Below are 12,365 nucleotides of genomic sequence, written 5' to 3'. Positions count from 1 at the left end.
GGAGGCGGCATCCCGCTCTGGGCGGACTACGGTGGGGGAGCCCGCGTGGTCGGCGCCGAAGTGGCGCACGCGCGGCAGGCCGGGGCCCGAGGCGTCCAGCACCAGGGCGGCCCCCGCGGCGGAGAGGATGAGGGGTGACAAGTCAGGCTCCTCGTTCAGCTCGGCGTTACGCCGCGAACCTACATGAACAGCACACCTGCCTCGATCATGGGGCGGCCCCTCCGGGGCGGGAGCCGGAGGGGCCGCGAGGGGGCGAGCGTCAGACGGAGATCCGCCCGGCGCCGGCGCCCGCGGTGACGACGGACTTGACGTTGGAGGCGGTGTCGAGCGAGTAGGAGTAGGGGATCGAGCCGACGCTGCCGCCGCTCTGGCCGCTGCCGGAGTTGACGAAGTGGTTGTTGCGCGCGACCAGCGTGCCGGGGCCGGAGTCACCCTCGCCCAGGTGGAACGGGTCCTGGGTGTTCTCGAAGTAGTTGCCCTCGACGAGCACGCCCGCGCCCTCGGTGGAGGCCACGCCGTAGCTGCCGACGCTGCCGTAGTAGTTGTTGTAGACGTGCACCGGGTTGCCGAACCGCACGCGCGGGTGGCGCTGGTTGGTGCCGTCGAACCAGTTGTGGTGGTACGTCACGCGCAGGTGACTGCGGTCCTCGCCGCCGTTGTCGTCGCTGTGGCCGAGCAGCATGGTCTTGTCGTGGTTGGAGAACTTGTTCCACGAGACGGTGACGTAGTCGCTGGCCCGCTTGATGTCGATGGCGCCGTCGTAGCCGTGGCTCAACGAGTTGTGGTCGAGCCAGACCCGGGTCGAGTACTGGACGTTGATCGCGTCGTCGCCCCAGTCGCGGAAGGTGAGGTTGCGGACGATCACGTTCGAGGCCTGGGAGATGTTGAACCCGCAGCCCGCGATCGTCGCGCCCGAGTTGCCGAGCACGGTCTTGTTCGAGGCCACCTTCAGCATGCCCGAGCAGGAGATCGTGCCCGACACCCGGATCACCGAGGCGCCGCTCGCCGACAGCGCGCTGGTCAGGGCCGAGGCGCTGCTGACGGTGACCGGCGAGGCGTTGCCGCCGCCGGTCGTGCCGCCGCCCTGCGTGGCCCAGCCGACCAGCCCGTTCGCGTTGCCCGGAGGCGTGGTCGGCGGTGGATCGGTGGGCGGGTTGGTCGGGTTGCTTCCGGCGGCGACGAGCCGCCACTGCTTGGTGGCCACGGAGTCGCAGGAGTTCTGCTGCACCAGGGCGCCGGAGGAGGTCGCGTTGTCCTTGGTGTTGAGGCACTTGCCGCCGTTGGCGTTGACGATCCTGACGGTGGCGCCCGACTCGGGCAGCGTCCACGTCTGCGACGAGGCGCCGGAGCAGCTCTCCTGCTGCACGGCCTTGCCCGCGGAGGTGCTGGCGTCCTGCACGCCCGCGCACTTGCCGCTGTGGGCGGCCTTGAGGGTGTAGCCGCTGCCGCTCGCGGTCAGGTTCCAGGTCTGAGCGGCGCTGCCGCAGCCGCTCTGGGTGAGCTGGACCCCGTCTGAGGTGCTGGATCCCGGCACGGTGAGGCACAGGCCGCTGCCGTTGTTCACCACCGTGTACGCCCCCGGCGCGGGGGCCGCGGCGGCCGCGGTGGTCGTCGCAGCGGCCACCGCGACGACTGCCGTGCCCGTCAGGCCGATGACGCCCGCGATGACCGCCGCTGTTCTGCCGTTGATTCTCTGTCGCACGATTCAGCTCCTTGCCGGCCCGGCAGGCCGCTCACGGCCTGCGACGTGTCCCCCCAGCGAGAATCCGTTCACATATGTGGCTGCCATACGTGTGACCGAACACGCCACAACATAGGTAAGCGCTTTCCCGCTGTCAATCAGAGCTGAAACTTTCACCACAGCCGGGATTCCACGCTCTGCGGAGCCGTACTGACCTGCGGATTTCCGCGTGGAGCAGGACGTCAGGCGGGCTCGGGCGTGCTGCCGAGCACGACGCGCAGGTCCGCCTGCGTGGGCGGCTTCGTCCAGGTGAGCCCCGGCCCGCCGGCGGCGATCAGGCGCGGCGCGACCTCGCGCAGCAGCTCCCCGGCCGCGGCCTCGGGCTGCTTCTCCCTGGCCTCCCGGTACAGCTCGAGCACCCTGGCCAGATCGAGCATCATCGTGTTGGCCTCACGCACGGTGACCTGCAACGCTCCAATGGCCGGCTCGGCCGACCAGGGGCACTCGCCGGACACGGCCTCGCGCACCGCCTCGGCGAAGGCGGCCCGGTCCATGCCGTCCACCTCGCCGTCCAGCCAGTCCTCGCGCAGATGCAGCACGCCCGGCCGCTCCACCCCCCCGAGGTGCGCGATCAGGGCCACGACCGTGCCCTGCGGATCGTGCAGCGCGGCGTCCCCCCTGGCCGCGAAGGCGTCGGCGAGCAGGTGCAGCGAGATCAGCCGGGGCGGCTCGTACGTCGTGAGCACCCCCCGCCGGCCGCTCACCCGCAGCGGGTAGGCCCGCAGGCCCTCCATGAACGCGGGCTCGACCTCCGCCGGGATCCCGAGGTCCATGTCCGCCTCGACCGTGGTGGAGGCGGCACCGGCGGCACCGGCGGCACCGCCGGCCGGGTCACGGCGGAACCACCAGACCATCGCCCCCACGACAATGGCGGCCAGCGCCACGACTGCGATCCACACGATGTTGTTTGCTTTCCCCTCGTACCTGCCAGCGGTAGCAGCGTAGTGTGCTCCGACCGGATGAATGCACAAATTTCTGCAAATGTGGCTGGCCACACCCGTGGGTCGTGTATACCCGGGCGGCTGACAGAATTGGAAAGGTGACAGATGGCATCCTGACACCGGACCAGATCCTCGCCGCGGCCCAGGACGTCCTGCGCCGCTACGGTCCGGCCAAGGCCACGGTCGTCGACGTCGCGCGGGCGCTCGGTGTCAGCCACGGCAGCGTCTACCGGCACTTCCCCAGCAAGACGGCCCTGCGCGAGGCCGTGACCCAGCGCTGGCTCGACCAGTCGCACGCCGAGCTGGCCACCGTGCTGGCCTCCGACGCCCCGGCCGGCGTGCGGCTGCGCGAATGGCTGGGCGCGCTGTTCCGCTCCAAGCGCAAGCGGGCGCTCGACGACCCCGAGCTGTTCGCCACGTACGTGGCGCTGGTGACCGAGTCCAGCCAGGTCGTCGAGGGGCACGTCGCCGACCTGGTCGGCCAGATCCGGCGGATCGTGGACGCCGGGCTCGAGCGGGGCGAGTTCGCCGCCCCCGACCCCGCCGCCACGGCCCGCGCCGTCTTCGACGCGGCGGTACGCTTCCACAACCCGGCGCACGCCGCCGAATGGAGCCGGCCGGGCATCGAGGATGACTTCACCGCTTTGTGCGATCTCATCCTTCTCGGGCTGGAAGTCCGCTGATGGTGTGATGTTTTTACATCTGGTAATCGGAATTGTTGTCCTGAGGTTCCCGGCCCTGACAGAGCGCGGAGCCGATTCATGGAGCCACTCCAGCTGACCACCACCCGCCGCAACGGGAGCCTGACCGTCAGCGTGTCCGGCGAGCTCGACATCGCCACCACCGAACAACTCCGCGCCCACCTGCTCGACCTGCTGCAGGAGGCCGGACGCGCCCCGCACAAGCAGGTCGCGATGGTCATCGAGATGAGCCGGCTGGCCTTCATCGACGCCGCCGGGCTCGGCATCCTCATCTGCGCCCACAACCACGCCCGGGCCCAGCAGACCCCGCTGCGCCTCACGGGCGTCCCGCCCGCCATCCGGCGGCTGCTGCGCCTCACCGGCCTGGAGGCGCGCCTCACCTGAACACCCGCCACCTGTAGGTTGTCAGGCGTGATTCAGGTTCCCGATCAGATACCCCTGAAGCTGGAGGACGGGTTCGAACGCGTCAGGCGGGAGCTCGACCTGCCGGACGACTTCCCCCGCGCCGTGCTCGACGAGGCCGCGTGGGTGGCGCGGGTGCCGCGGCTCGACGCCGAAGACCTGTCCGACGTTCCGTTCGTCACCATCGACCCGCCCGGCTCGATGGACCTCGACCAGGCCGTGCACCTGGAGCGGCTGCGCGCCGGCTACCGCGTCTGGTACGCGATCGCCGACGTCGGCGCCTTCGTCCGGCCGGGCGGCCTCATCGACGCCGAGGCCCGCACCAGGGGCGAGACCGTCTACCTTCCCGCGGGCAAGGTGCCGCTGCACCCCAAGGTCCTGTCGGAGGACGCGGCCAGCCTGCTGCCCGGCGCGCTGCGGCCGGCCGCGGTCTGGCGCATCGACCTCGACGCCGACGGCCGCATGGTCGGCGCCGACGTGCAGCGAGCGCTCGTCCGCAGCCGCGAACGCCTCGACTACGCCTACGTGCAGGCGGCCGTCGACACCGGCACCGCCGACGGCGTCCTGGGGCTGCTGGCCGAGATCGGCCGCCTGCGGCTGGCTCTCGAACGCGAGCGCGGCGGCGTCACCCTGCCCACCCCCGAGCAGGAGGTGGTCTCCGACGGCGACGGCGCCTACCGGCTGGAGTTCCGGCTGCCGCTGCCCGCCGAGGCGTGGAACGCGCAGATCTCCCTGCTGACCGGCATGGCCGCGGCCTCGATGATGCTCGACGCCGAGATCGGCATCCTGCGCGTGCTGCCCCGGCCGCACGCCGACGACCTGGCGAAGGTCCGCAGGGTCGCCCAGGCGCTGGACGTCCCCTGGCCCGACGGTGCCGCCTACGGCGCCGTGGTGCACGACCTGGACCCCAAGAACCCGCAGCAGGCGGCGTTCCTGCACGAGTCGAAGGTGCTGCTGCGCGGCGCCGGCTACGTGGCCTTCGACGGCGCGCCGCCCGCGCTGGCCGAGCACGCTGCGGTGGCGGCGCCGTACGCGCACGTCACGGCGCCCCTGCGGCGCCTGGTCGACCGGTACGCGACCGAGGTGTGCCTGGCGGTCGCGGCGGGCGTGCCGGTGCCGTTCGACGTCCGGGCGGGCCTGGCGGCCCTGCCCGCCGTCATGGGCTCGACCGGACGGCGGGCCGGGGCGGTGGAGCGGGCGTGCGTGGACCTGGTGGAGGCGTTCCTGCTGCGGGAGCGGATCGGGCAGGCGTTCGACGCGGTCGTGATCGACGTGGACGAGCGGCGCGGGGGCGGGCAGGTGCAGCTCGCCGACCCGGCCGTGATCGCCCGCTGCGACGGCCCGCTCCCCCTCGGCGAGCAGGTCACGGTACGCCTCACGCAGGCGGACCCGGCCACCCGCGAGGTCCGCTTCACCCTGGCGACGTGAACCTCGGGCGACCTGCGGGGCCGCGCACGGCATGTTCCGCGCGCGGCCCCGCACCGGGCGTCACTTCTTCAGCAGGCTCCACCCCGCGCCCACACCCATGAGGTGCAGCGCGACGCAGAGCAGCCCGGCGGTGCCGAGCGTGGCGACCGTGACTACGCTGCCGACCGCGAGGCCGGCGATCTCGAAGACGAGGGCGAGCACGAACAGCAGTGCGGCGACAAGGGCGAACATGTGGTGGCTACCTCCGAACGGGGCCGGGCGGACGCCACGCAGCCGAGGGGGCCTCGGCGAGTGCGTCCGAGGATGTCTCTGACATGGGGATTTCCAGCAACATCAGCCGAAAAACTGCCCCGAAGGTGACGTTCCGTGAACGAATGACGACACCGCTTTGACCGGCCGGTCAGTCTCCCGCCATGAGGCTCAGGCCCTTTTCATCCGCATCCCGTCGCAGATCACGTCCGCCATCCGTACCGAGGCCCCTCTGGCCCGCGCCCGGCGCTCCGCCACCAGGCACCCGCGCAGCAGATCCAGCACGTCCTCCCCCGCCAGATCCCCGCGCGCCGCTCCGGCCCGCTGCGCCCGGACCAGTAATCGGGCGACGGCCCTGCCGAGATCGTCCTGCAACGAGACCTTCATCCCGGCCCCGCTGTCGAGCATGTCGCACAGCGCCTGGTTCCCCGACGCCTGCTCGACCACCTTGGCGAACCAGGCGAAGAACGCCTTCCCGGGGTCCTCCGCCGTGGCCAGCGCGCGGGCGTCGGCCACGAACCGCTCGATCCGCCCCAGCAGCACCGCCTCGAACAGCGCCTCCTTGGTCGGGAAGTGCCGGTAGACGGTGCCCACCCCGAACCCGGCCCGCCGCGCGATCTCGTCGAAGGAGATCGTCAGGCCGTCACTGGCCAGGGCCTCCTGCGCGATCTGCAGCACCCGCTCCCGGTTCCGCCGGGCGTCGGCCCGCAACGGCCGGGCCGAGCTGTGGTCGTCGCCCATGAACGAAACCTGCCTTCAACAACCGGAGGGATCTCTCCGATTCTATCGACGGCCCCTCACCCCCGCACCCATCCCGATCATCCTTCCCCCGCCCCGGCGCACCCCCGGACGCCGCCGTGCGTACCCCGCTCGAAGAACGGGCAGCCGCCGGCCCCGGACACCGGAACACCCGCCCCCGAAAAGAAGGCGGGTGTCGGGCTCGGGGTCGGTCAGGGAGGGGTGGTCAGCGGGCGCGGGTGGGCGCGGGCGAGGCGCTTGAGGCGGATGCGCTCCTCCCGGTGCACGGGCGACAGCTCCACGATGCGCGCCCCCTCAGGCACGAACCGCAGGTCGTGCGTGATGAGGAGCGTCGTCCGCCCGGCCATGAGCCGCAGGAGCGGCTTCATGACCTGCGCGGCCGTGGCCTCGTCCAGCCCCGTCATGGGCTCGTCGAGCACCAGCACCGGCGCGTCCCGCAGGACGGCCCTGGCGATGGCGATCCGCTGCCGCTGACCGCCGGACAGGAGCCGCCCCCGCTGCCCCACGGGCGTGTCGTAGCCCTGCGGCAGGAGTTCGGCGAACTCGTGCACCCCCGCCGCCTCCGCCGCCCGCACGATCTCCTCCAGCGAGGCGTCGGGGCGGCCGTAGGCGATGTTGTCGCGTACGGACGCCGAGAACAGCAGCGTCTCCTGGTGCACGATCGTGATGTTCTCGCGCAGCGACTGCCGCGTCAGGCGCCGGATGTCGACCCCGTCCAGCAGGATGCGGCCCGCTTCCGGGTCGTAGAAGCGCAGCATCAGCTTGGCCAGCGTGGACTTGCCCACCCCGCTGGGCCCGGTGAGGACGACGACCCTGCCGGGCGAGGCGGTGAACGTCACGTCCCGCAGGACCTGCCGCCCGCGCCTCGGGTACGTGAAGGCGACCCGGTCGAACTCGACCAGGCCCCGGCTCCGCCCGACGGGCACGGCGTCCTGCGCGTCGGTGACGGCGGGCCTGACCCTGAGGATCTCGATGACCCGGTCGGACCCGGCCGCCGCCTCCGACACCGTCAGCGCCAGCTCTCCCAGCGCCTGGACCGCCGGGTACAGCAGTGCCAGGTACGCGGCGAAGGCCAGCAGGCCGCCCAGGGTCAGCCGGCCCGCGGCGATCTCCCACGCGCCGAACCCCAGGACGACGATCAGGCAGACGGTCTCGATGACCTGGACGGTGGGCCCGTACAGGCCGGACAGCCAGGCCTGCGACATGTTGGCGCGCAGCCACATGCCGCCCTCCCGGTGCAGGCGGCCCGACTCGGCCTCCTGCCGGTTGTACGCCTGCACGAGCGGCTGGTTGGCCAGCCCCTCCTCCAGGACGCTGTTCATGGCGCCGTTGCTGTAGCGCTCCCGGGCCGCGGCCGTTCTGAACCTGCCCGCGAACACCTTGGACACCACCAGGAACAGCGGGATCAGCGCCATCGTGACGAGGGCGAGGTCCCAGCGGATGAAGAAGGCCGCCCCGGCGAAGAACACCACGCTGGCCGCCGTGGTGAGCGCCTTGACCAGCCCGGACCCCACGAGCTCCTCGATGGCCTCGATGTCGTCGGTCAGCCGTGCCATCAGGTCGCCGAGGCGCCGGTGCTCCGAGAAGTCCGGCGCGAGCGTCTGCAGGTGCGCGTAGACGCGGTCGCGCAGGGCCAGCAGGAACCGTTCGGCGCCCAGCGCGGTGGCGTACGTCGCCGCGAAGGACGTCACCCCGGCGATCGCGGCGAGCCCGAGCCAGGCGAACGCCGGAACCCAGAACTCGTTCAGCCGCCGGGTGGTCAGCACCTCGTCGGTGATGTGGCCGAACAGGCGGATCGCGGCGACCTCGCAGAGCGCGGCCACGACGGCGAACACGACGCCGGCCGCGAATAGGCGGCGCAACCCGCGGGTGTCCGGCCAGAACTCGCGAAAAGTGCGGCGAATGGAAATCGCCGGGGCGAGTTCGCGGCCGGAGACAGTCAATGAGAGCCGGCGGCCAGGCCACCGGCTCTCACGGGAGCGATTTACCACCCCCACCACCAGCGCCGGGAGCGGCAGCGCCAACCGCGCCAACCACAACGCCAGCGCCTACGGCGTCGGCAGCAACCCTGCTGGAAGTCGATCCTGGTGAGCTGAGAGCCAGCCATGATTCCTCCCCCGTTTGCTGACTTGCACAAATCGCACGTTAGCACCCGAAAAGCGACAAAGCACGAGATATCGCCTTTTTAAAAGGAATTTGACCAGTGAAACCGCCCGACAAAGGCCGTTGCCTGCCGCCGTTAAATCGACCGTAAATAAAAAGAACCACTAACTCGGGTAACGGTAATCCCAAAGGATGCTGCTCAGAACTGGTTCCAAGGTGTAGGTCACCCGATACTTTGGTCCGATGGATCGGACGTCTGCGTCAGGGATCATGGGCGCATGGCATTCATCGGCGTCATCCTCATGATCCAGGGCTTCGGCGGCCTCATCGCCGATCACTTCTTCGGCAAGAACTTCGGCCTGCTGCACCTGGTGCTCGACGGCACCCCGCTGACCGTCGTGAGCGCCGTGGTGGGCGTCGCCGGCCTGCTCCTGACGATCGGCGCCATCAGCAGCAAGGACTCCTGAGGACCCGCCCTCCGAAGAGGGCGGGTAGGACCTTTCCGAGAAGGTCAGGTGAGCGAGGAGTAGGCCACCACGCCGCGCCGCATCGCGTCCACGGCCTTGCCCGCCGTCTGCTTGATCTTGCTGCCGGGCGGGGCCGCGTTCCCGAGCTGACCGAGCAGGTCCATCAGCTGCTTGATCCACCGTACGAAGTCACCGGCCGCCAGCTCGTTGCCGTTCACCCCGTCCCGCAGGACGGCGTCCAGGGCGTGCCCCTTCGTCCACCGGAACGCCGCCCACGCGAACGCCAGATCCGGCTCCCTGATCGTGGACAGCCCATGGTCGGACTCGATGCCCTCCAGCTCCCCCCACAGCCGGATCATCGACGTCAGCGCCTCCTGCGTCCGCCCGGCGGGCACCTTCGGGCGGCGCGCGTCATCGGCGGCCCGCGACTCGAACACCAGCGCCGACACGCACGCCGCCAGCTCGGCCGGGTCGAGCTCCTCCCACAGCCCCTGGCGCAGCGACTCGGCGGTCAGCAGGTCGAGCTCGGTGTAGATGCGGCCCAGCCGGCGGCCCTCGTCGGTGACGGCCTCACCCTCGAGGTAGCCGAGCTGCTCCAGCACCGAGCAGATGCGGTCGAACGTCCGCGAGATGACGTGCGAGCGCCCCTCCACCCGGCGGCGCAGCCCCTCGGTCTCGCGCAGCAGCTTGTAGTAGCGCTCGGCCCAGCGGGCGTGGTCCTCACGCTCGTCGCAGCCGTGGCACGGGTGCTGCCGGATGAGCCGGCGCAGCTCGTTGACCTCGTCGTCCTCCTCCGTGTGGTCGCGCGCCCTGGCCGGCTTGCCCAGGTCGCGGTCGCCGAGCTTGGCCAGCAGCGTGGAGACGAGGTTGGCGCGCTCCTTGGGCGAGCGGCCGTTGAAGTTCTTCGGGATGCGCAGCTTCTCCAGCGGCTCGACCGGGACGGGGAAGTCCGCCGGGTCGAGCTTCTTGATCTGCTTGCCGATCGTCAGCACCAGCGGGCTCGGCCCCTGACCGCGCGGGTTGCGGCCCGGATCGAGCACGATCGCCAGCCCCGCCCGGCGCCCGCCCGGCACCCGGATGACGTCACCCGGCTGCAACGCCTCCAGCGACCGCGCGGCCGCCGCCCGGCGCGCGGCACCGCGCTGCCTGGACAGCTCGGCCTCACGATCGGAGAGCCTGCGGCGTAGCGCCGCGTATTCGGGGAAGTCTCCCAGGTGGCACGTCATGGCCTCCTGGTAGCCCTCCAGCGCCTCCTCGTGCTTGCGCAGCTGCTTGGCCAGCCCGACCACCGCCCGGTCGGCCTGGAACTGCGCGAACGACTCCTCCAGCAGCGTCCTGGCCCGCTCCCGGCCGAACTGCCCGACGAGGTTGACCGCCATGTTGTACGACGGCTGGAAGCTCGACCGCAGCGGATACGTCCGCGTGCCGGCCAGTCCCGCCACCGACAGCGGATCCATGCCCTGCTGCCACAGCACCACCGCATGGCCCTCGACGTCGATGCCGCGCCGCCCCGCCCGCCCGGTCAGCTGGGTGTACTCGCCGGGAGTGAGGTCGGCGTGGGTCTCGCCGTTCCACTTGTCGAGCTTCTCGATCACCACGCTGCGCGCCGGCATGTTGATGCCCAGCGCGAGCGTCTCCGTCGCGAACACGGCCTTGACCAGCCCGCGCGTGAACAGCTCCTCCACGACCTCCTTGAAGGCCGGCAGCATGCCCGCGTGGTGCGAGGCCAGCCCGCGCTCCAGGCAGTCACGCCACTCCAGGTAGCCCAGGACGGCCAGGTCCTCGTCCGGCAGGTGCGCGGTGCGCTCGTCCACGAGCTGCCTGATCTCGTGCCGCTCGCGGTCGGTCGTGAGCCGGATCCCGGCATACAGGCACTTCTGAACGGCGGCGTCGCACCCGGCACGGGAGAAGATGAACGTGATCGCCGGCAGCAGCCCCTCGGCGTCGAGCTTCTCGATCACCTGCACCCGGTCCGGCGGGCGCGAACGCTGCGGCCGGCCGTAGCCGCGCCTGCCCCGCCCCGCCGTCAGCCGCTCGGCGTCACGCGTCACCCGCATCAGCGTGGGATTGACGCGCGGGGTCAGGTCGTCGTTGACGAACATGTCGTAGAGGCGGTTGCCGACCATCATGTGCTGCCACAACGGCACCGGACGGTGCTCGTCCACGATCACCGTGGTGTCGCCGCGCACCTCGCCCAGCCACTCGCCGAACTCCTCGGCGTTGCTCACCGTCGCCGACAGCGCCACCAGCCGCACCGACTCCGGCAGATGGATGATCACCTCTTCCCACACCGCGCCGCGGAAGCGGTCGGCGAGGTAGTGGACCTCGTCCATGACCACGAACCCGAGCCCCGCCAGGGTCGCCGACCCCGCGTAGAGCATGTTGCGCAGCACCTCGGTGGTCATGACGACGATGGGGGCCTCGCCGTTGACGCTGTTGTCTCCGGTCAGCAGGCCGACCTTGGCGGTGCCGTAGCGCTTGACCAGGTCGTTGTACTTCTGGTTGGACAGCGCCTTGATGGGGGTGGTGTAGAAGCATTTCTGGCCCTGCTCCAAGGCCAGGTGGACGGCGAACTCGCCGACCACCGTCTTGCCCGACCCCGTGGGCGCCGCCACCAGCACGCCGTCTCCGGCCTCCAGGGCGCGGCAGGCGTCTAGCTGGAAGTCGTCCAGCTCGAAGTCATAGAGACCTCGGAACGATCTCACCGCGGCCCCGTCGTCCCCATACTTGTGACGGAAGGCCGCATAGCGTTCCGCTGGCGTTGTCATACCCGTCAGCCTACCGAAATCGCCTTTCCGGTCGGTCCCCCCTATGGTCCGGCCGGCACCCGGCCGGGCGCCTTTACAAAGTAGATTTCAAACGATGACCCGTAACGCCCCCGGGCGCACCTCGCAGTGGACCGGCGCCGGGCCCACGCGTTCGCCGTCGGCGTAGGCGATGACCTCCGCGGCCTCCAGCCGCACGCTCCGCACCCGCCGCACCGACACCGCCGGATGCCCCACGTGCGTCCCCCGGTAGACGCTCGGGAAGACCCGCAGGAACTCGGTCTTGGACACCGCGTCCAGCATCATCACGTCCAGCAGCCCGTCGTCGGGCCGCGCGTCGGGGCACACCCGCATCCCCGCCCCGTACGAGCACGTGTTGGCCACCGCCACCAGCATGGCCTCGCGTTCGATCACTTCCCCGTCGTCGAGGGTCATCCGGAACGGGATCGGCCGGAACGAGCGCAGCTCCTCCACCGTCGCCACCAGATAGCGCGCCATCCCCGGCGGCCACGTCTTCCGGTTGGCCCGCTCGTTGACCCGCGAGTCGAACCCGCAGCACATCACCCCCGCGAACAGCTCGTCGGCCTGCCCGGCCCGGATCCGGGCGACGTCCACCAGGCGCGACTTCATGCGCAGCACGACGCGGGCCGCGGCCATGGGGTCGGCGCAGGGCACGCCGAGCGCGGCCGCGATGTCGTTGCCGGTGCCCGCCGGGATGATGCCGAGCGGCACGTCGGTGCCGGCCACGGCCTGCACGGCCAGGTGCACCAGCCCGTCGCCGCCGAAGGCCACGAGCGCGTCGGGGCGCT

General features: G+C 71.1%; 11 protein-coding genes. 4 read left to right on the top strand and 7 right to left on the bottom strand.

Annotated elements, in window-relative coordinates; genetic code table 11:
* Window positions 1-259: 259 nt before the first annotated feature.
* Together ACWDX9_RS51090 and ACWDX9_RS51085 are read right to left on the bottom strand one after the other, a co-directional pair.
* A complete protein-coding gene (locus tag ACWDX9_RS51090) occupies window positions 260-1,702 on the bottom strand; it encodes an RICIN domain-containing protein (RefSeq protein WP_449968827.1) in 1,443 nt (480 codons plus the stop codon).
* A gap of 221 nt (window positions 1,703-1,923) precedes the next feature.
* A complete protein-coding gene (locus ACWDX9_RS51085) occupies window positions 1,924-2,640 on the bottom strand; it encodes a hypothetical protein (protein ID WP_449968824.1) in 717 nt (238 codons plus the stop codon).
* Window positions 2,641-2,780: 140 nt separating this feature from the next.
* Here ACWDX9_RS51085 and ACWDX9_RS51080 point away from each other — a divergent pair, with 140 nt between their 5' ends.
* The 3 genes from ACWDX9_RS51080 to ACWDX9_RS51070 all read left to right on the top strand — a co-directional run bounded on the left by ACWDX9_RS51080 (window position 2,781) and on the right by ACWDX9_RS51070 (window position 5,213).
* Window positions 2,781-3,365, top strand: coding sequence for a TetR family transcriptional regulator (locus ACWDX9_RS51080; RefSeq protein WP_449968821.1), 585 nt, complete (start codon window positions 2,781-2,783; stop codon window positions 3,363-3,365).
* Window positions 3,366-3,443: 78 nt separating this feature from the next.
* A complete protein-coding gene (locus ACWDX9_RS51075; protein ID WP_449968819.1) occupies window positions 3,444-3,767 on the top strand; it encodes an STAS domain-containing protein in 324 nt (107 codons plus the stop codon).
* Between the two features lie 27 nt (window positions 3,768-3,794).
* On the top strand, window positions 3,795-5,213 hold the full coding sequence (locus ACWDX9_RS51070; RefSeq protein WP_350731915.1) for an RNB domain-containing ribonuclease: 1,419 nt from the start codon (window positions 3,795-3,797) through the stop codon (window positions 5,211-5,213).
* A gap of 60 nt (window positions 5,214-5,273) precedes the next feature.
* Here the strand turns inward: ACWDX9_RS51070 and ACWDX9_RS51065 are convergent, their stop codons facing one another.
* The 3 genes from ACWDX9_RS51065 to ACWDX9_RS51055 all read right to left on the bottom strand — a co-directional run bounded on the left by ACWDX9_RS51065 (window position 5,274) and on the right by ACWDX9_RS51055 (window position 8,083).
* On the bottom strand, window positions 5,274-5,444 hold the full coding sequence (locus ACWDX9_RS51065; RefSeq protein ID WP_350731913.1) for a hypothetical protein: 171 nt from the start codon (window positions 5,442-5,444) through the stop codon (window positions 5,274-5,276).
* Between the two features lie 189 nt (window positions 5,445-5,633).
* On the bottom strand, window positions 5,634-6,203 hold the full coding sequence (locus ACWDX9_RS51060; protein WP_449968816.1) for a TetR/AcrR family transcriptional regulator: 570 nt from the start codon (window positions 6,201-6,203) through the stop codon (window positions 5,634-5,636).
* A 209-nt stretch (window positions 6,204-6,412) separates the two neighbouring features.
* Window positions 6,413-8,083 carry an ABC transporter ATP-binding protein gene (locus ACWDX9_RS51055; RefSeq protein WP_449968813.1) on the bottom strand — a complete coding sequence of 557 codons (1,671 nt, stop codon included), beginning with the start codon at window positions 8,081-8,083 and terminating at the stop codon, window positions 6,413-6,415.
* Between the two features lie 519 nt (window positions 8,084-8,602).
* On the opposite strand from ACWDX9_RS51055, the gene ACWDX9_RS51050 reads away from it, so the two are divergent.
* Entirely contained in the window at window positions 8,603-8,791 is a 189-nt protein-coding gene (locus tag ACWDX9_RS51050) for a hypothetical protein (RefSeq protein ID WP_449968810.1), read from the top strand.
* A gap of 44 nt (window positions 8,792-8,835) precedes the next feature.
* On the opposite strand, the gene ACWDX9_RS51045 is transcribed toward ACWDX9_RS51050, so the two are convergent.
* Together ACWDX9_RS51045 and ACWDX9_RS51040 are read right to left on the bottom strand one after the other, a co-directional pair.
* A complete protein-coding gene (locus ACWDX9_RS51045) occupies window positions 8,836-11,559 on the bottom strand; it encodes a DEAD/DEAH box helicase (protein WP_449968807.1) in 2,724 nt (907 codons plus the stop codon).
* Between the two features lie 87 nt (window positions 11,560-11,646).
* Window positions 11,647-12,365: YegS/Rv2252/BmrU family lipid kinase (locus tag ACWDX9_RS51040; protein ID WP_449968804.1), on the bottom strand; the 719-nt coding region annotated here is incomplete at its 5' end.

The sequence above is a fragment of the Nonomuraea sp. NPDC003201 genome, from assembly GCF_053590415.1.
This window is presented reverse-complemented; position numbering and strand designations above follow the sequence as displayed.

What these genes read in the sequence shown, in the direction of transcription:
- ACWDX9_RS51075 (WP_449968819.1), top strand. Translation starts at nt 3,444, where the DNA reads ATGGAGCCACTCCAGCTGACCACCACCCGCCGCAACGGGAGCCTGACC.
- ACWDX9_RS51065 (WP_350731913.1), bottom strand. Translation starts at nt 5,444, where the DNA reads ATGTTCGCCCTTGTCGCCGCACTGCTGTTCGTGCTCGCCCTCGTCTTC.
- ACWDX9_RS51060 (WP_449968816.1), bottom strand. Translation starts at nt 6,203, where the DNA reads ATGGGCGACGACCACAGCTCGGCCCGGCCGTTGCGGGCCGACGCCCGG.
- ACWDX9_RS51050 (WP_449968810.1), top strand. Translation starts at nt 8,603, where the DNA reads ATGGCATTCATCGGCGTCATCCTCATGATCCAGGGCTTCGGCGGCCTC.
- ACWDX9_RS51045 (WP_449968807.1), bottom strand. Translation starts at nt 11,559, where the DNA reads ATGACAACGCCAGCGGAACGCTATGCGGCCTTCCGTCACAAGTATGGG.